17 protein-coding genes are annotated in these 18,085 nt (G+C 71.0%); 6 read left to right on the forward strand and 11 right to left on the reverse strand.

All coding sequences use genetic code 11. The annotated features are described in order from the left end of the window. The 6 genes from R4P08_RS11430 to R4P08_RS11455 all read right to left on the reverse strand — a co-directional run bounded on the left by R4P08_RS11430 (position 1) and on the right by R4P08_RS11455 (position 5,907). Positions 1–1,914: a penicillin-binding protein 2 gene (locus R4P08_RS11430; protein WP_317813975.1), complete on the reverse strand. Its 1,914-nt coding sequence runs from the start codon at positions 1,912–1,914 to the stop codon at positions 1–3. A 31-nt stretch (positions 1,915–1,945) separates the two neighbouring features. After that, the gene (locus tag R4P08_RS11435) at positions 1,946–2,818 is read right to left on the reverse strand and encodes a hypothetical protein (RefSeq protein ID WP_317813976.1); all 873 of its coding nucleotides are present in this window, start codon (positions 2,816–2,818) and stop codon (positions 1,946–1,948) included. Beyond that, positions 2,815–3,837 (reverse strand): 16S rRNA (cytosine(1402)-N(4))-methyltransferase RsmH, encoded by a 1,023-nt coding sequence (gene rsmH, locus R4P08_RS11440; protein WP_317813977.1) that lies wholly within the window; start codon positions 3,835–3,837, stop codon positions 2,815–2,817. The genes R4P08_RS11435 and rsmH overlap by 4 nt, the downstream gene beginning before the upstream one ends. Before the next feature lie 206 nt (positions 3,838–4,043). Then, on the reverse strand, positions 4,044–4,520 hold the full coding sequence (mraZ, locus tag R4P08_RS11445) for a division/cell wall cluster transcriptional repressor MraZ (RefSeq protein ID WP_317813978.1): 477 nt from the start codon (positions 4,518–4,520) through the stop codon (positions 4,044–4,046). Between the two features lie 394 nt (positions 4,521–4,914). After that, positions 4,915–5,325 carry a DUF3040 domain-containing protein gene (locus R4P08_RS11450; RefSeq protein WP_317813980.1) on the reverse strand — a complete coding sequence of 137 codons (411 nt, stop codon included), beginning with the start codon at positions 5,323–5,325 and terminating at the stop codon, positions 4,915–4,917. A 174-nt stretch (positions 5,326–5,499) separates the two neighbouring features. Further along, positions 5,500–5,907 carry an SAV_6107 family HEPN domain-containing protein gene (locus R4P08_RS11455; protein ID WP_317813981.1) on the reverse strand — a complete coding sequence of 136 codons (408 nt, stop codon included), beginning with the start codon at positions 5,905–5,907 and terminating at the stop codon, positions 5,500–5,502. Positions 5,908–5,995: 88 nt separating this feature from the next. Here R4P08_RS11455 and R4P08_RS11460 point away from each other — a divergent pair, with 88 nt between their 5' ends. From R4P08_RS11460 to R4P08_RS11470, 3 genes are read left to right on the forward strand one after another with little or no spacing between them, the layout of a single operon-like run. Then, entirely contained in the window at positions 5,996–6,601 is a 606-nt protein-coding gene (locus R4P08_RS11460) for a GNAT family N-acetyltransferase (RefSeq protein ID WP_317813982.1), read from the forward strand. After that, positions 6,585–8,171: an NAD(P)/FAD-dependent oxidoreductase gene (locus R4P08_RS11465; RefSeq protein WP_317813983.1), complete on the forward strand. Its 1,587-nt coding sequence runs from the start codon at positions 6,585–6,587 to the stop codon at positions 8,169–8,171. Before R4P08_RS11460 ends, R4P08_RS11465 begins: the two co-directional genes overlap by 17 nt. Next, positions 8,168–8,896, forward strand: a complete 729-nt coding sequence (locus R4P08_RS11470; RefSeq protein WP_317813984.1) for an LppM family (lipo)protein — start codon at positions 8,168–8,170, stop codon at positions 8,894–8,896. The genes R4P08_RS11465 and R4P08_RS11470 overlap by 4 nt, the downstream gene beginning before the upstream one ends. 78 nt (positions 8,897–8,974) lie before the next feature. Here R4P08_RS11470 and metF read toward each other — a convergent pair whose 3' ends face one another. Then, positions 8,975–9,952 carry a methylenetetrahydrofolate reductase [NAD(P)H] gene (gene metF / locus R4P08_RS11475; RefSeq protein WP_317813985.1) on the reverse strand — a complete coding sequence of 326 codons (978 nt, stop codon included), beginning with the start codon at positions 9,950–9,952 and terminating at the stop codon, positions 8,975–8,977. A 104-nt stretch (positions 9,953–10,056) separates the two neighbouring features. Between metF and R4P08_RS11480 the strand changes: the two genes are divergently transcribed. Together R4P08_RS11480 and mptB are read left to right on the forward strand one after the other, a co-directional pair. Next, positions 10,057–11,127, forward strand: a complete 1,071-nt coding sequence (locus R4P08_RS11480; RefSeq protein ID WP_317813986.1) for a polyprenyl synthetase family protein — start codon at positions 10,057–10,059, stop codon at positions 11,125–11,127. Positions 11,128–11,129: 2 nt separating this feature from the next. Then, complete coding sequence (mptB, locus tag R4P08_RS11485) at positions 11,130–12,680, forward strand: polyprenol phosphomannose-dependent alpha 1,6 mannosyltransferase MptB (RefSeq protein WP_317813987.1); 1,551 nt, start codon at positions 11,130–11,132, stop codon at positions 12,678–12,680. On the opposite strand, the gene R4P08_RS11490 is transcribed toward mptB, so the two are convergent. Beyond that, on the reverse strand, positions 12,649–13,017 hold the full coding sequence (locus R4P08_RS11490; RefSeq protein ID WP_317813988.1) for an Rv2175c family DNA-binding protein: 369 nt from the start codon (positions 13,015–13,017) through the stop codon (positions 12,649–12,651). The genes mptB and R4P08_RS11490 overlap by 32 nt on opposite strands. Positions 13,018–13,116: 99 nt before the next feature. On the opposite strand from R4P08_RS11490, the gene pknB reads away from it, so the two are divergent. Beyond that, the gene (gene pknB, locus R4P08_RS11495) at positions 13,117–15,300 is read left to right on the forward strand and encodes a Stk1 family PASTA domain-containing Ser/Thr kinase (protein WP_317813989.1); all 2,184 of its coding nucleotides are present in this window, start codon (positions 13,117–13,119) and stop codon (positions 15,298–15,300) included. A gap of 73 nt (positions 15,301–15,373) precedes the next feature. On the opposite strand, the gene R4P08_RS11500 is transcribed toward pknB, so the two are convergent. From R4P08_RS11500 to R4P08_RS11510, 3 genes are read right to left on the reverse strand one after another with little or no spacing between them, the layout of a single operon-like run. Further along, positions 15,374–16,780, reverse strand: coding sequence for a class II 3-deoxy-7-phosphoheptulonate synthase (locus tag R4P08_RS11500; protein ID WP_317813990.1), 1,407 nt, complete (start codon positions 16,778–16,780; stop codon positions 15,374–15,376). A 35-nt stretch (positions 16,781–16,815) separates the two neighbouring features. Continuing rightward, the gene (locus tag R4P08_RS11505; protein WP_317813991.1) at positions 16,816–17,313 is read right to left on the reverse strand and encodes a polyadenylate-specific 3'-exoribonuclease AS; all 498 of its coding nucleotides are present in this window, start codon (positions 17,311–17,313) and stop codon (positions 16,816–16,818) included. A 6-nt stretch (positions 17,314–17,319) separates the two neighbouring features. Next, the gene (locus R4P08_RS11510; protein ID WP_411741195.1) at positions 17,320–18,057 is read right to left on the reverse strand and encodes a lysophospholipid acyltransferase family protein; all 738 of its coding nucleotides are present in this window, start codon (positions 18,055–18,057) and stop codon (positions 17,320–17,322) included. Between the last annotated feature and the right edge of the window lie 28 nt (positions 18,058–18,085).

Here is an 18,085-nt window from a genome sequence, read left to right on the forward strand (position 1 = left end):
TCACTGCGCCTGCAGGATCAGGTCCGGGGCGGGGGCGGACGGCGGGATGTTGTCCCGGTTGACCAGCCACGAGGCGATGTCGTGGAACAGCGGTGCGGCGGATGCGCCGAGCGCTCCGCGCTGGGGGGCGTCGAGCATGATCGCGATCACGTACCTGGGGTCGTCGGCCGGCAGGATCCCCGCGAAGGTGATCCAGTACCGGGAGTTGGAGTAGCACGAGCACCCCGGATCGATCTGCTGGCCCGTGCCGGTCTTGCCGCTGATCTGGTAGCCGGCCACGGCCGCCTGCGGACCGGTGCCGGACTGGGCCCCCGGCCCGGCTTGCACGACGGACCTGAACATGTCGCGCACCGTCCGGGCGGTCTGTTCACTCACCACGCGCTCACCCTCCGGTCGGGCGGCCGCATGGGACTCCCCGTCCGGTCCCACCCGCTCGGCGATGATCCGCGGCGGCACCCGGACCCCGTCGTTGGCGATGGTCTGATAGATGCCGGCCATCTGCAGGGTGGTGATGGACAGGCCCTGTCCGATCGGCAGGTTGGCAAAGGTTCCGCCCTGCCAGTTCTGCAGGTCGGGGACCAGTCCGTCGGACTCTCCCGAGAGCTCGATGCCCGTGCGCTGTCCGAGGCCGAACTTCTCCAGGTACTCGGAGAACGGCTCCTTTCCCACCTTCTGCGCCAGCATCAGGGTCCCCACGTTGGAGGACTTGCCAAAGATCCCGGTGGTTGTATACGGCGTCGGTCCGTGCTGCCAGGCATCGGAGACCGTCACCCCGTCCATGGTGATGCTGCCGTCCACGGAGTGGACCTCGTCGGGTGTGGTCAGGCCCGCCTCGATCGCCGCGGCGGCGGTGATGATCTTCTGCACCGAGCCCGGTTCGAAGGGCGAGGTGATCGCGGGGTTACCCAGGTCGGCGCCGCGCCCGAGCTCCTCGCCGATACCCACTGACGGGTTGAAGGTGTTGTCGTTGGCCATCGCCCGGACCTCGCCGGTCTTCGCGTCCAGCACCACGGCCGAGGCGTTCTCCGCGCCGGAGGAGTCCTTGGCGGACTGGATGGCCTTCTGGACGTGCCACTGCAGGTCGGAGTCGAGGGTCAGCCGGACCGTGTCGCCGTCGCGTGGGGTGGACACGCCTCGCAACGTCCCCGGGATGACCGTGTTGTCCTGGGCCCGGTCGAAGGTCTGACGGCCGTCCTCGCCGTCGAGCTGGTCGTTGAGGGACGCCTCGATCCCCTGGAGGCCGATGAGCTTGCCGTCGTCACTCTTCGACGTCACCCCCACCACGTTGGCCGCGAGCGCTCCCCCCGGGTACTCGCGGATGTCCACGCGCTCGGCCCCGATCATGGGGAACTTCCTGGTGATCACGTTGGCCAGGGTGACGTCGACGTTGCGCACGAGATAGGTGAACCCGCTCTCGGCGGTGAGCTTGGCCTCGATCTCGTCGCGGTCCACCGCGTCCCCCAGCACGGACTCGAACTCGTCGGCGATCTCGGTGACGAGTTGGTCCCAGGTGGGCTTGGTGCTGTCGAGTTCCTTGCGCGCCTCGGCGTTGCGCCTCTCGACGAGTGGCTGGATGGACAGGTCACGGGCTTCACGGGTGAACGCGATGGGATCACCGTTGAGGTCCACGATGGCTCCGCGGGTGGCGGGTAGGACCTGCTGGACCTGGCGTTGGCTCTCCGCCCGGGCCGCCAGTTCGGTACCGCCGATCGTCTGCACCCAGAGGAGCTTGACCAGAGCGATCACCAGGATCACGACGAAGGCGGACCGCATCCAGGTGAACCGCCGGTCGGTGGACGCGGCGGTCTGCACGCGGCCGGAGCGGGTGGGCGGCCGTCCGTCACCCGATCGTCCGCCGCGAGGGATCCCCGAGGGGACTCGGGGTCCCTTTCCCGGGGTGCGTCGATCGGTCATCGAGGGGGCCTTTCACGGGTCGGTCGGTACTTCAGAAGAGTTGGCCGGGCACCGGGGCCAGCGTCGCGGAGTCGATTCCCGGCATCGGAGCCGGCGCGGGTGCCGCGGGTTCGGGTGCGGCAGGTGCAGGTGCAGGTGCGGCGCCGAGTGGGGCCGGCGGGACGACCTCAGCCAGCGGTGCTGTCGGGGCGAACGCGGTCGGAGGGCCGGCGACGGGCGGATACGGGACGGGGGCGACCCCGCGCGGGGCCCTGTCCTGCGGGGCCTGCGCGGGCGGTGCGTCGAACTCGCCCCGGTCAGACGACCTCGACGGCTCGGACGCTACCGGAGCAGGCTGGAGCGGTTTGATCGGCGCGCCGAGCTTGGCCTCGGGCTCCCCGACCACTTCGATCACGCCGTCCGAGCCCATGGCGAGGATCGGCGCGCTCGCGACCCCGACCATTCCCAGCTTCTCCGCGCGCTGTGCCAGGACCTCGGCCGATCGGGCGCGTTCGTTGGACGCCTGGAGCGACTCCATGCGCTCGACGAGTTCGACGTTCGCATCGCGGGCGTTCTTAAGGTCGTAGGTGTCCTGGGTGGTCTGGGCGGACAGCAGGAGCGTGCCGCCCACGCCGGACCCGATGAGAAGAAGCATGACGACGACAAAGGGCACCCGTCCGGCCAGCTCGGCCGGACTCAGCCGTTCCGCGGGGACGACCACCATGCGGCGACCGCGGACCGAGCGCGTGACCGGCTTGCGGCGGAGACCGGCAGCCCCGAGGGCGGGGGCCTGCCCGGCGGCGCGGTCGGGCCCGGTCGTGCGGGCGGGCCCGGTCGTGGGGGCGGACCCGGCGGCATCCGGTGCGGACGCGCGCCGGGTGTCCAGCCCGTCAGCCGCGCCTGGCGTATCGATCGTGCTCGTCATGGGGTTCTCCCGTCGATACGCCGGACGCAACGCACCCGGACCGAGGCCGAGCGCGGGTTGTGGTCAATCTCGGACTGTGAAGCCTTCTCGGCCCCACGGGTCACCGCCTCGAACTCGGGCCCGTGGCCGGGTAGCTCCACCGGCAACCCGGCCGGTGTCCGCGAGGCGGTGCGCGTGGTCAGCTCGCGCTTGACGATCTTGTCCTCGAGGGACTGGTAGGCCATGAACACCGCGCGCCCGCCACCGCGGAGCAGGTCGAGATACCCGGGGACGGCGTTCTCCACCGACTCGAGTTCGTTGTTGACCTCGATGCGCAGCGCCTGGAACACGCGTTTGCCGGGGTGTCCGCCGGTGCGCCGGGCACCCTGCGGAATGGTCGCGTAGAGCAACTCGACCAGCTGGGCGCTGGTGCGAACCGGATCGGAATCGCGGCGGCGCACGATCGCGGAGGCGATCTGACGAGCGAACCGCTCCTCCCCGTACACCCGGAAGATGCGCGCGAGGTCGTCACGTTGGTAGTCCGCGAGGATGTCGGCCGCGGTCGGGCCCGTGGTGGGATCCATCCTCATGTCCAGCGGGGAATCCACCGAGTAGGCGAATCCCCGCTCGGCCACGTCGAGCTGCATCGAGGACACCCCGAGATCGAGCAGCACACCGTCGATCGCCGGACCCGCGTCGTCCCGGGCATCGGCGTGCAGGTTCTCCACGATCAGGTCGAAGTCGTCGAAACGGGCGTGGACAGGGGTGAACCGGTCCCGGTAGGCGGTGAGCCGGCGGGTCGCGATCTCGAGAGCCTCCGGGTCGCGGTCGACCCCCAGCACTCGCAGCGCGTCGAATTCGGCGAGGAGGTGGGAGGTGTGTCCGCCCAACCCCAGGGTGCCGTCGATGATCACCGGGTTGCGCCCCTCGGCGCTCGCGGCCTCGACGACCGGCCGGAAGAGCTCGATAGTGCGGTCCAGGAATACAGGGACGTGACCGGATCGCGCGGCGGCGCGGTCGGCGTCGGGTTCTTCTGCCATGTCGCCTCCCTCGCGTCCGGATGTCGTCGGTGCTCCGGTTGTGGTGGAGCCCCCTGGTCCCCGTCCGGTACCCACCTGGCGTTGGGGAAGTACGTCAGGGTGGTGCCGGGCAGGGGCCGGGGGGCTCCGTCCGTAGTGCCGTCGTGCTGTCGTGCTGTCGTGCTGTCGTGCAGTCCTGCTGGCGAGCTGGCCTCTCCCTCGTGGGATCAGAACTCGATCCCGAGGGAGGTGCCCTCCATCTCGGAGAACACGGGAAGGTTCTCCGCGCTGTACCGGTCCCAGGCCTCCGCGTCCCAGACCTCGAGGCGTTCCCCGAGACCGTTGACAACGCAGTCCTTGTCGAGACCGGCGTAGTTCCGCTGACTCGCCGGGATGGACACCCGCCCCTGCGAATCAAGTTGTTGTACTTCCGCACCGCTCACGAGGAGCCGGAAGAACGCCATGTGCCTCTCACTGAGGTTGGCGGTCGGCCGGACCTTCCTGACCAGCGCGTCGAACTCGTCCTCCGGGAAGACCGAGAGCGTGTTGGTAAACCACCCACACACCACCACCCCGCTCGCCAGGCCTGGCCTGAATCTCGCGGGGATCGTCAGTCGCCCCTTGTCGTCGAGCTTGGGACGGTGCGTCCCGTACCCGACAAAGGCTCGTTCGCGCACGGAGTCGACGGGGTTGGTGTCGGTCACCCGCCACCTCCTGGCTCCAGGCCCCTTCGAGCTCCTTGCGTGCCCCACTGTACCCCACAACGCCCCACAAACAAGGCTTGCGCCCCACATCGCCCCACTGTCTTACATCGGTGCAGTTCATCGGTGACAAAGCGCCCCGGAACCGACCGTGACCACCACTCGAGTCGACGGGCGACAGGCCTTCCCAGGCTCCGTTTCCGATACAGGTGTGACTATTGGTAACAGTTGAGCACTGCGGCCACTGTCGGGTGGGGCGAAGTGGAGAGTCGTGGTGGGACGTGGTGGGACATGGTGGGGCACGCCGGAAAATGCAGTCCCGCAGGACCACGAAATGAACGGGAGGGGCGAGCGCTGGTGCGCTCGCCCCTCCCGGGACTCGTTCAGTGGTGCGTGGCTACTGCTCGAAGCGCCGGCGGAAGCGGTCCTCCATACGGGCTGAATACGACTGGCCGGATGCGGGCTTCGCCGACGTGCGGCCGCCGCCGGCCCCACGAGAACCGCCACCGGACTTGGCGGCCGGCGATTTCTTGGACGGCGCCGCGCGTAGGGCGAGCACGCCGGCTGCGAACATCACGAGGAACCCCACGAGGCTGAGCACGGGAAAACCCCCGGGCTTGAAGTCGAGCGCCAACCCGCCCACGAGGAGTGCCACCCCGACGATGCCGAGCAGGACCACCAGCGCCGCGGGACGACGAGCCCCGGTTGCACCGGTCTTTCGGACGGACGACGCGAACTTGGGGTCGTCGGCGTAGAGCGCGCTCTCGATCTCGTCGAGCATGCGCTGCTCGTGCTCAGACAGGGGCACTTTGACCTCCTTCGAATGCTCGCGGGCACGAGCACGGCCAACTCGACCGTATGACATCGACCGTACGGGGAACGGCCGGTCAAGGGTTGCCACCATCATACGAGCGCAACGCTGCGGAGACCACCGAGATTAGTTGGAGGCGCAGGACGAGAGACCCGCCGCCCGCTCAGCACGTCATGCGGCGGGACCCAACACGCCCAGTCGCTGGTCCACCAGATCGAGAAAGCGCCCGACCGCCCACAGGAAGTCGTCCGCCAACCGGGGGGTCACCGTGCGGGGAAGACCGTCCTCCACGGCCGCAGCGAGCGCCGAATACCCACCGAGAGCGCCCGCCCATTCCTTGAGTTCCGGGACCTCCGCAGCCAGCCGATGCCACACGTCAGACGGTCCCCGCCGGCGCGGACCCGGCGACAGGAGCGCCGCCGCCGCGGAGCGCGCCGCGCGGTACGCCTCCAGGAACTGCTCCTCGGGAGAGGAGGCGGCCACCGCCCGACCACGGTGGAGCTCGGCGCGCCCGGCGCGGCCGAGGGATCCGATACCACCCCCGGCGGGACCCCGTCCCCTGAATCTCGTGTCCATCATCCCTGCACCTCCCCTTCTGCCCGCACGGTATCGGCGGGGTCCGACACAACCCGGGCCGCAACGGCCTCCGCGTGATGAAATGAGGTGGATGGACACCGTGATCACCCGGTTGGACCCCGGGGACTTTCGTGACCGACTGCCGGAGGCACTCGGCGTCTACGTCGACGCCATGGGCTACCCGCGCCAGGTGATCCGATCGCGCGCCCCCGCGTGGATGGAGCACAGCTACCGGGAGGGATGGTCGGGGGTCGCCGCCTTCGAAGCACCGCGGCGCCGCCTCCTCGGGCATGCCCGCGGACCCCTGATAGCGATCTGTTACGGCTATCGGGGCGCACCCGGCCAGTGGTGGTACGAGCAGGTCGCACGTGGGCTGCGCGATCAGGGGCGGGAACCACCTCCGGACTACGTGGAACTGACGGAACTCCATGTAGCCCCCAGCCACCAGGGACGAGGCATCGGCACGTCCCTTCTCAGGGCGTTCCTCGCCGATCGTACGGAGAGCTCCGTCCTACTCTCGACACCCGAGGTGGACGCCGAGGCCAACGGCGCCTGGCGGCTGTACCGGTCGCTGGGATTCACGGACGTGCTCCGGTCGTACCGGTTCGAGGGAGACGCCAGGCCCTTCGCCGTACTCTCTCGTCAGCTCCCCCTCCCCCTCCCCGAGAACGGAGACCTGCTTGAACCACCGTCATGACGTCGTGGTGATCGGGTCCGGCCACAACGGCCTGATCTGCGCCGCCTATCTCGCCCGGTCCGGTCTCGACGTCCACGTGGTGGAGAAGGACACAGTGTTGGGCGGTGCCACGTCGACCGTGGAGCGCTATCCGGGGCACCGCACGGATCGCGGCTCGTCCGCACACCTGATGATCCGGCACACGGGCATCCCGGAGGAACTGGACCTGGCCTCCCACGGCCTCCGGTACGTCGACTGCGACCCGTGGGGATTCGCCCCCGCGCCGCCCGGCACCGATGCCCCACCGATCGTCTTCCATCGCGACCTCGAGGCGACCTGCGCCAGCATCGCCGCGGCCTGCGGGGTCGACGACGCGGACGCCTATCGCCTCTTCGTCCGGCGATGGGATGTCCTGGCCGGGCGCATGATGAAGGGCTTCGCGGTTCGTCCGACCGCTGCGGGGCTCGGCTCGGCGTTCCTCGGGATGGATGATCTCCGCGATCCCTTCGGGGCGGTCCAGACCTTCCTCTCCTCCGGTGACGCGCTCCTGGACTCCTCGTTCACCTCCGAACGACTCAAAGCCGCGCTCTCCTGGTTCGGCGCCCAGTCCGGACCCCCCATGTCGCACCCGGCCACCGCCCCGATGATCGGGTTCGCCGCACTCATGCACCGGATTCCACCGGGGCGTGCGATCGGTGGATCGGGCGCCCTGGCCGAAGCCCTCGTATCCGCTGTCCGCGCCGGCGGGGGTTCGGTGACCGCCGGCGCGGGCGCCACCGCCATCCGGCGTTCGGGCACGGGGTGGCAGGTGGACACCGAGGGCGGCGAACCACTGCACTGCGCTGCCGTCGTCGCGGCCTGTCACGTCCACACCACCCTCGACCTGCTCTCCCACGAACTCCCGGCCGGCCGGCTCGACGGGTGGCGCCGCCGGATCCGACCGGGGTTCGGACTCGGGATGGCGGTCCGGCTCGGAACGACCGACCTACCCCGGTACCCGGGGGTGCCGACGTCCACCAGTGCGCACGGCCTACAGATGCTCGTGACCGACCGCCGCCAGCTGGACCGGCGATACGGGGTGGCGGCGGCGGGCGGCCTCGACGCCGATCCCGCGGTCCTCGCCATGAGTTTCAGCGCGCTCGACCCCTCTCTCGCACCGGCAGGCCGACACGAGTTGACGCTGTGGTCACAGTGGCATCCCCGGCACCTGGCGGACGGGACCAGCTGGTCCGCGGCCGGCCCCGGGGAGGCGGACCGGATCATCGCCGTCGCGGAACGCTTCGCGCCGGGGCTGACCGACTCGATCGTCCACCGCCATGTCCAGACCCCGGAGGACCTCGAGACCGAACTCGGGTTGATCGGCGGGAACGTGATGCACGTGGAGATGTCGCTCGACCAGATGCTCCCCATGCGCCCCCACCCGGATCTGCGCGGTCACACGGTCCCCGGCGCCGACGGGGTCTTCCTCGCCGGTGCTTCCACGCACCCCGGCGGGGGCGTCATCGGCACGAGCGGCCGGACGGTGGCCGGGCTGGTCGGCCGCCGACTCGGCACGTCGACGCGGCGCGGACGACGCCCACGGGCACAATGACGACCGTGACCGAGCCGACTACCTCCGCGACCACCACCTCCACGAGTCGAGGTCGCCGGGTACCGCGTCGACTCCTGGGCGTGGCCGCCATGGCCGCGATGCTGTTCGTCCTCACCGGATGTCTCCAGCTCAACGCACAGATGAGTGTGCGCAAGGACGACACCGTCTCGGGTCGCATCCTCGTGGCGGGCGACCAACCCGCGCAGGCGGCCGCGTTGGATCGGCTGGCCACCCCCTCCGGCCTGGAGCAGAAGGTCCGCATCACCGCATACTCCGCGGACGGCTTCACCGGCAAGGAGATCTACTTCACCCAGCTGACCTTCGCGGAGGTGGACGCACTCACCCTGGCCATCGACATCGAGGGGTCCCGGCCGTACACGATGGGCTTCCGACGCAGCGGGGACTCCGTGTCCTTCAGCGGCTCGGTGGACCTGTCCGGGCTCCCCGCGGATCGCGCGGAGTCCGCCACCACCAGGGTCGACCTGACCTTCCCCAACCGCATCAGCCAGACCAACGGCACGCTCGGCGGTGGCAACTCCGTGAGCTGGACTCCGGCGCCGGGTTCCATCACCCGCATGCAGGCGTCGTCCTCCTACCCGGACCCGGCCACCCGCGGGTTCGCGGTGTGGATGATCGTCGGCATCGGGGCGGCGCTGCTGGTCTCGATCGGGACCGTCCTGGCCGCTCGCACCTCCCGCGCCCGTGCGGACCGCCTGGTGCGCTAGACCGATCGGCGCGCTGAACCGATCGGCGCGCGAACCGACTGGCGCGCTGGACTATCCGGCGAGCAGAGGCGGTCCGGGTCAGGACCGGCTGGCCCCCACCTCCGTGGACGGCACCATCGACAGGTTGGTCAACACCTCGTGGGTGGCGCGGGAGAAGTTGAGCGTGTTGAAGTGCAGGCACGGCGCGCCCTCGGCGATCAGCCGCTCGCAGAGCTCCGTGGCGAACTCGATGCCCACCTCGCGCACCGCGGCGCGGTTCTCCTCCGGCCCGTCGCCCGCGGCCGACCGGAGTCGTCCGGAGAGCCCGTCGGGCAGCGCACACCCCGACAGCTCCAACATCCGGCGGACCTGACGAAGGCTCGTGACGGGCATGAGCCCCGGGATGATCGGCTTGGCCGCCTGCTCCGGGTCGGCCGCGGCCATACGGTCGCGCAGACGGAGGTAGTGATCGACGTCCCAGAACATCTGGGTGATCGAGTACTCCGCCCCGGCACGCAGCTTGTTCGAGAGGATCTCCGTGTCGTGATCCAGGTCGCGCGCCCGGTAGTGACCCTCCGGGAACGACGCGACCCCCACGTGGAAGTCTCCGACCTCGTGGATCAGGCGGACGAGCTGCTCCGCGTAGTGGAGGCCCTCGGGATGCGGGGTCCAGTCACCGAGCGGATCCCCCGGTGGGTCACCGCGGAGGGCGAGGATGTTGGAGACGCCGACGTCGGCGTACATCTGGATCATCTCGCGCAGTTCCGCGATCGTGTGCCCCACCGCCGTGAGGTGCGCGATCGGGAGCAGGTCGGTCTCCCGGACCACCCGCTCGACCACCCGGACCGTGCGGTCCCGGGTGGAACCGCCGGCCCCGTAGGTGACGGAGACAAAGGCCGCTCCCAGGTCGGAGAACACCGAGGCGGCGCGCCAGAGACGATCCTCGGCCGGCTCGTCCCGCGGCGGGTAGAACTCCACCGAGAACGGCACCCTGGGGGTGTCGGACGCCGCGATCCGCTCCACGATGCTCGGGTGTCGGTCGCCGCCCGCTGGGTCGATGTGGGGTAGCTGGGTCACCGGACCAGGGTAGCCCGACACACCCCGGTCCCCGCCTCCGCCCGGTGACTAGGATCGTCGGGACGAGGGCAGCCGGACACCGGCGCCCGGAAGGGACGGTGACCGTGGCCACGGCGACTCGACCGGACGACGGAGACCGCGTACTCACCGCGCTCCGTCACCACCTAAACGCCCGACGAGAGGTCGTAGCCGGGGTCGACGACCGCGTCGACCGCCTGGCCGGCCTCCTCTCCGATTTCGTGCTCGGCGGCGGCAAGCGGATGCGACCCAGGTTCGCGTTGGCCGGCTGGTCCGCGGCCGTTCCGGAGGATGCAGCCGTCCCGGCGGAGATCATCACCGCCTGCGCCGCGCTGGAACTGATCCAGGCATGCGCGCTGATCCACGACGACATCGTGGACGCCTCCGACACCCGGCGTGGCAGTCCCACGGTGCACCGCTCCGTCGAGGCGGCTCACGCCCGGGAGGGCTGGTCCGGCGACCCCGCCCGCTACGGTGTCTCCCAGGCGATCCTCATCGGTGACCTCGCGCTGACCTGGGCGGACGAGATGTTGGTGACCTCCGGTGTCGACCCGGTCGCGCTCGGACGCGCTCTCGGGCCCTGGTACGCCATGAAGACCGAGGTCCTCTCCGGGCAGATGCTCGACATCCTCGCCGAGGCCTCGGGCGCCACCGACGAGCTGACCCCCACGAGGGTCAACCGCTACAAGACCGCCGCGTACACCGTCGAGCGGCCGCTCCACATCGGCGCGGAGCTCGCCGGCGCCGGACCCGCCACCGTTGCCGCCCTGCGGCGGTTCGGCGTGGCCGTGGGGCAGGCCTTCCAGCTCCGCGACGACATGCTCGGGGTCTACGGCGATCCGCAGGAGACGGGCAAACCGTCCGGCGACGACCTCCGGGAGGGCAAGCGCACCCTCCTGCTGGCCCGCGGGATCGCCCTCGCCCCGACCGGGGACGCGGACTTCCTGCTCTCCGTGCTGGGGACGGACCTCGACGCGGCAGAACTCGACCGGGCCCGCCGGGTGCTCGTGGACTCCGGCGCGGTCGCCTCCGTCGAGGCGGAGATCGACACCCTCACCGTCCGGGCCCTCGACGCCATCGACTCCGAGGCGGTGAGCGAGCACGGCCGGGTCACGCTGCACGCCCTGTCCGAGGCCGCCACGCGTCGACGGGCCTGACGGTGGACCCGGACACGGCTCCGGACACTCCGCCAGCCTCGTCGTCGTCGTCCCGACTCGTCACGGCGACCACCGCCCTGGCCGCCACGGCCCGCACCACCCTCGCCGGCGCCTCGGGGCCGGCGCTGCGTCGCGGGATCCTCGGCTCGGTCCTGCTCACCCTCGGCAGCTACGGAGCCGGCGCCCTGCCCGTGGACGGGGGCCCCGCCGCCGCTGTCGGCCTGCTCGGGTTCACCTTCGGTCACGGTCAGATCCTGGCGCTGATCCTGTGCTGGGTCGGGGTCGCGCTGCTGGTCACCTCGTGGCTCTCGCTCGGGCCCCGCGCGATGTCCGGCCGGCTCCCCACCCGCGACGCCGTGTGGGCCACCGCCCTGTGGTCGCTCCCGTTGCTGCCCGCGATCCCGGTGTTCAGTCGTGACGCCTGGTCGTACCTCGCGCAGGGCGCCATGACCGCCGCGGGCGCCGACCCGTACGAGTTCGGCCCCGAGGCCAACCCGGGCCCCTTCACCGACGAGGTCAGCCCGGACTGGCGGTCCACCGAGACCCCGTACGGGCCTCTACATCTGCTGCTCATGCGGATCATCGTGGGCATGTCCGGCGGACACCCCACCGCGGGTGTGTTCCTCCTCCGGTTGGCCGTGCTGGCCGCCCTCGCCGCCCTGGTCGCGCTGGTCGTGGCGGCGGCCCGCCGCACCGGGGTCGACGCGGCCGCGGCCGTCTGGATGGCGTGCGCCTCGCCGATCGCGGTCATCCACCTGGCGGGAGGGCTGCACAACGAGATCTTCCCGCTGGTGGCCTGCCTCGCGGCGGTGGTCTTCACCTTCGACGGGCGCCGGGCGTCGGCGGGCGCCGCGATCGGGATCGCCGTGGCCTTCAAGGCGACCGCCGTGATCGTGGCGCCGTTCCTGCTGTGGATCGCCCTGGCGCAGCGCCGCGGGGACCCGGCCGCGAGACGACCGGTCGTCCGGTCCCTCCGGGACACGGTGTTCGCCGCCGCCGCGGCCGTCGCCGTCTTCGCGCTGATCACCCTCGTCTCCGGGACCGGGCTCGGCTGGCTCGGCGCGATCGCCGTGTCCGACCGGGTGATCAACTACCTCAGCGCCCCCACCGCGGTGGCCCACATAGTCCACGCCGTGGCGGACTCCCCCGGTTTCGAGGACGTGCTCGCCGTGACCCGCCGGGCCGGGCAGGTGGTCCTGGCCCTGACCCTCGTGGCGGTGTGGTGGTTCCACCGCCGGGACCGGCTCACCGCGGTCCGCGGCATCATGCTGGCACTGCTCGCGTTCGTCGTACTCAACTCGCTGGCCTGGCCCTGGTACCACGTGTGGGTGGCCGCGTTCTGGGTGCTGGCCCGCCCCGGTCGGCGCGCGACCACCGCGGCCGTCGGGGTCAGTGTGTTCCTCGTGATGGCGATCGGGCCCAACGGCTCGACCAGCCTCTACAGCCCTGCGCTCGTCGCGATCTCCGTGATCGCGTCCCTGCTCGCCGGATGGTGGTGGTGGTGGCGGGCGACCGACGTCGTCAGAACGCCATCGCCTGAGCGCGCCGGATGACCTCGCGGGCGAGGTGACCGTGGAGCGCGTCCGCCGGTCGGCCCGGCAGGGTGTCGTCCTCCTCGAAGAGCCAGCGCAGGATCTCGTCGTCACGGAAGCCGCCGTCCCGGAGCACCGAGACGAGGCCGGGCAGGAAGCGCGCCACCTCGCCGTCGTCGTCGAAGAAGATCGCGGGGACCACCACCACACCGCCGCGTCGGACGGCGAGCAGTACCCCCTCGCGGAGGAGGTCGTGCACGCGGGTGACCGAGATGCCCAGTCGCTCGGACACCTCGGGCAGGTTGATCATCGCGACGTCGCCGGGCAGGACGTCATTGCTGTGCGGAACGGTACTCACCCCCACCACGTTAGTCCCAGAGAAGGTCCCGGGCACCACCGCGGGGCACGCCGCCACATCACGTGCCCCTAACTGGACGTGGGGGGCAGAATGGACACCATGACCACTCACGGCGGCCCACTACCAGGACCGGGGGCCCTACTCGACGGGCGCTACCGGCTCGACGCCGTCATCGCCCGTGGTGGGATGTCGATCGTCCACCTGGCCACGGACGAGCGGCTGGAGCGTCATGTCGCCGTCAAACTGCTCGACCCGGTGCTCGCCGGTGACCGCGCCTTCGTGGACAGGTTCACCCTCGAGGCCCGCTCGGTCGCCCGGCTGTCCGACCCGGGCATCGTCCAGGTCTTCGACCAGGGGATCGAGGGCGACACCGCCTTCCTCGTGATGGAGCTGGTCCCCGGCGGGACGCTGCGGGAACTACTCGACGAGCGGGGGCCCATGCCCCCCTACGCCGCCGCCGCGGTGCTGCGCCCGCTCCTCGGCGCGCTGCGCGAGGCCCATGAATCCGGCCTGGTCCACCGCGACATCAAGCCGGAGAACGTCCTCATCTCCACCAGCGGGGCGGTCAAGTTGGCCGACTTCGGACTGGTGCGGGCGGTCGCGGAATCCAGGGCCACCTCGCGGAGCGTGGTGATGGGCACCGCCGCGTACCTCTCGCCCGAGCAGATCACCGGTGCCGACACCGATCGCCGCTCCGACCTCTACTCCCTGGGCGTCCTGGCCTACGAGATGCTCACCGGGGAGCCGCCCTTCAGCGGGGACAGCTCCATCGCGGTGGCCTACCGCCGCCTGGAGACCGATGTCCCGGCCCCGTCCGACCAGTCCGACACGATCGCCGAGGACCTGGACCACCTGGTCCTCCGGTCGACCCGGCGCAGCCCTCAGGACCGCTACGCCGACGCCGGCGAGATGCTGGACGACCTGGACCGCGCGGCTGAGATCGGCCGGTTCCCCACCTATGCCGTCCCGGCGCCCCATCAGTCGTCGTGGACCAGGGCACGGGCCGCCGCCGCGCGATCGGCTCCCGAGGGGGAGTCGGAGTTCGACGCCGCGGAACACGAGAGCGGTGAGGCGCTGAGCCGTCAGGACGGGCCGGTGCCGACCCGGGTGCACACCCGCGCGGATCTCAGCCCGGTTCCGCCGCCCCGGCCCGCCGCGGCCCCCTACCCACCGGGCGAGGTCGAGTCGGCCGCCGATCGCACACCCGTCCTCCCCCGTCGACGACTCGGCCTGCTGTGGCTGGTGGTCGTCCTGGCCGCCGCCATCGCGCTGGCCGTGGCCGGGTGGTGGCTCGGTTCCGGCCGCTTCGTCACCGTCCCCTCCGTGCAGGGCATGAGCGTGGGTCAGGCAGCCGAAACCGTGAGCGCGGTCGGGTTGGCCGCCGCCACCCGCGACGCCTTCAGTGATGACGTGCCCCCCGCCGGACTGGTGGGGACCGACCCCGGCGCGGGATCCCGCGTGCCCCGCGGCGACACCGTGGCGGTCCTGGTCTCGGCGGGTCGGCCGGTCGTGCCCGAGGTGGGCGCCGGCCGCGACGTGGACACGGTCTCCGCGCTGCTGCGGGACAACGCCCTCGAACCGGCGCGAGGCGGCGCCCAATACTCCGACTCGGTCCCCGTCGGCCAGGTGGTGGCCCTGGACCCGCGGCCCGGCACGACCGTCGACGTGGGCACCCGGGTGTCCATGGTGACGAGTTCCGGTCCCGCGCCCGTGATGGTGCCCGACGTGGTCGGGTTGGCGGAGGACCAGGCCCGGGCCGCGCTGGAGGGGTCCGGCCTCACCGTGTCGGCGGTCCGGAGGATCTACGACGACGAGGTGGACGGCGGCCTGGCCGTGGGCACCGACCCCGACTCCGGATCGGACGTCGCCCGTGGCGACGACGTGACGCTCCTGGTCTCCAACGCCCTCACCGTCCCGGACCTCACGGACGTGCCGGTCGACGAGGCCGCGGACGTGCTGTCCGAGGCTGGGTTCACTGTTGTCCGGGACGCACCCGTCACCGACCGGCGCATCCCCGACGGCCGCGTGGTGCGCACGGACCCGCCCGCCGGTCGGCGGCTCGACCCCGCCAACGCGGTGTTGCGGATCGTGCCCTCCAACGCCGTGACCGTCCCCATGGTCCTGGGAGCGCGGGGCTCGTCCGCACTCGAGACCCTCCGCGGGGCCGGGCTCAAGCCGACCATCGATGCCGGTTCCGCGAACGGGGTCGTCTACGGGCAGACCCCGCTGCCCGGCCGCGTTGTGGCCCGGGGTACCGCGGTCGAACTCGACGCGCTGGGCTGAGGTTCCGGAGCGCGGCTCCGGGACGCGGCTCTGGCGCTGAGGACCCGGCGCGCGCTGTGCGCGCCGGGTCGGATCAGTTGCGGAGCATCTCCGCGACGAGGTAGGCCAGCTCCAGCGACTGCTGGGTGTTGAGCCGCGGGTCGCAGGCCGTCTCGTATCGGCCGGCCAGATCGAGGTCGGAGATGTCCTGGGCGCCGCCGAGGCACTCGGTGACGTCCTCGCCCGTGAGCTCGATGTGGATCCCGCCCGGGTGCGAGCCGAGGGCGTGATGGACCTCGAAGAAGCCCTGGACCTCGTCGATGATCCGGTCGAAGTGCCGGGTCTTGTAGCCGTTCGACGTCGAGTGGGTGTTGCCGTGCATGGGATCGCACTGCCAGATGACCTTGTGGCCGGTGGCCTCGACCGCCTGGACGATGGGCGGGAGCGCGTCGCGCACCTTGTCGTTGCCCATCCGCGAGACCAAGGTCAGGCGGCCCGGTCGGTTACGGGGGTCGAGCTTCTCCACGTACTCCACGGCCAGTTCCGGGGTGGTCGACGGCCCGATCTTCAGGCCGATCGGGTTCTCGATGAGCGAGGCGAAGGCCACGTGCGCGTCGTCGATGCCGCGGGTCCGCTCGCCGATCCACAGGAAGTGGGCCGAGAGGTCGTAGAGGCCCTGCCCCGCGTCGCCGGTCAGTCCCGTGCCGTCGTCGGCCAGGCGGAGCATCGCCCGCTCGTAGTCCAGGACCAGTGCCTCGTGGGAGGAGAAGATGTCCGCCGAGCGCAGGTTCTCATCGGAGACCCCGCAGGCGTCCATGAACCGCAGGCCGCGGTCGACTTCTGCGGCCAGTGCCTCGTAGCGCGCCCCGGCCGGGGAGCCCGCGACGAACTCCATGTTCCACTCGTGCACGCGGTGCAGATCCGCGGTTCCCGACGCGGTCAGGGACCGGACCAGGTTCATCGCGGCGGCGGCGTTGGCGTACGCGCGGACCAGCCGGGACGCGTCGTGCCCACGGGCCGCCTCATCCGCTTCGAGGCCGTTGACCATGTCGCCGCGGTAGGACAGCATCCCGGTGGCGTCGCGGTCCGCGGACCGCGGCTTGGCGTACTGGCCGGCGATCCGGCCGACCTTGACCACGGGCATCGACGCGCCGTAGGTCAGGACGACGGACATCTGCAGCAGCGTGCGGATGACGCCCTTGATGTGCGGCTCGGTGTTCGCCTCGAACGTCTCGGCGCAGTCCCCGCCCTGGAGCAGGAACGCGCGACCGTGCGCGACGTCGGCCAGCCGGTCCGAGAGGTGCTCGACCTCGGAGGCGACACAGATCGGCGGCACGCTCTCGAGCACCCGGCGCATCGCCGAGGCGTGCTCCGGGTCCCAGGACGGCTGCTGCAGCGCAGGTCGCGAGAGGGCGTCAGCCAACAACCTGTCCAGATCCGCCGATAGCGGGGGGAGTTCGGGTAGCTGCGCGATGTCGACGTCGACTGTCCAGTTGCTCACCCCGCGAGGATACGTGACCGGGAGCGACCGCGACCTCAGAGACCCAGGTGGGGCGCTGCCGCGGAGATCGCGCGGAACCTCAGCAAGCCGTGGCGGGCGTCGCCGAGCGCGTCGTGCGCTCCGCCCGGATGAGCGGGCAGCGCCGGGCTCCCGGCCATCTCCCACAGCTGGCGGACGTCGCGGGTGAACTTCGGCATGGCCGGCGGGAGCTCGGTCATGTCCCCCCAGAGCTGACAGACCGCCACATGGTCGTACGCCCCGATCCAGGCCCACAGCTCGATCGGCCCGGACATCGGCGCCGCGACGAACTCGTAGAGCTCATCCCGGATCCTCGCCCGCGACATCCAGGCCGGGGACGAGGGGTTGGGCAGCTTGGGCAGGACGTTCCGTCGGACCCACGGGCCGGCCTTGGCGGGGTCGAACTCCGTGGACACGGCGTAGAACTCGCGTCCGTCCTCGGACACGATCCCCACCGAGACCAGGTCGATGGTGGTGCCGTCCTCGATGAACTCGCAGTCGTAGAAGTAGCGCACCGGAGATCAGCGCTGTCCCTCGACGGGCTGGTCCAGCAGGTTGTGCCCGGACTTCTGCACCGCCTCGTAGCGCTTCTTCATGTCGGCGCCATAGGTGTCGTGGGCGTATTCCTGGCCCGTCAGGACCTGGATACGCCGCATGACCTCGTCGGTGATCTCCCGCTCGGCGACCCGGTCCCCCGCTCTCCCGGCCCACGGGGCCATGTCGAGCGGCTCACCCAGGATGACCTGCACGCGGGTACGACCCCCGCGGAGCCTGGTGAGATTGCGGATGTAGTCCCCCGAACCGATCACACCCACCGGGATGATCGGCACCCCGGCACGGAGGGCGAGCCGCGCGGGCCCGGTCTTTCCGCGGAACAGGCGACCGTCCGGGGAACGGGTGCCCTCCGGATACATGCCCAGCACCTGCCCCGACGCGAGCACCTCCAGGCCCGCGGTCAGAGCGGCGTGCGCGGCGTCCGCGTCGGTGCGGTCGATCGGGTAGGCGCCGGCCCCGGCGAAGAACCACCGGCTGAGCATGCCGCGGATCCCCGTACCGGTGAAGTAGTCGCTCTTGGCCAGGAAGTTGACCTTGCGGGGGAGAAGAAGCGGGGCGAACAACCAATCGGCCACGGACTGGTGATTGCCCGCCAGGAGCGCTGCGCCGTTCTCGGGGAGACGCTCCCGCCCGGTGATCACCGGGCGACTGGTCAACCTGAGAAAGGGTCCGATCAGCACGAATTTGAACACCCAGTACAACACCTTGGGTCACCGGTCCTCATGTTGTCGG

This window comes from Rhodococcus sp. IEGM 1408, from assembly GCF_033142235.1.
GTDB lineage: Bacteria > Actinomycetota > Actinomycetes > Mycobacteriales > Mycobacteriaceae > Dietzia.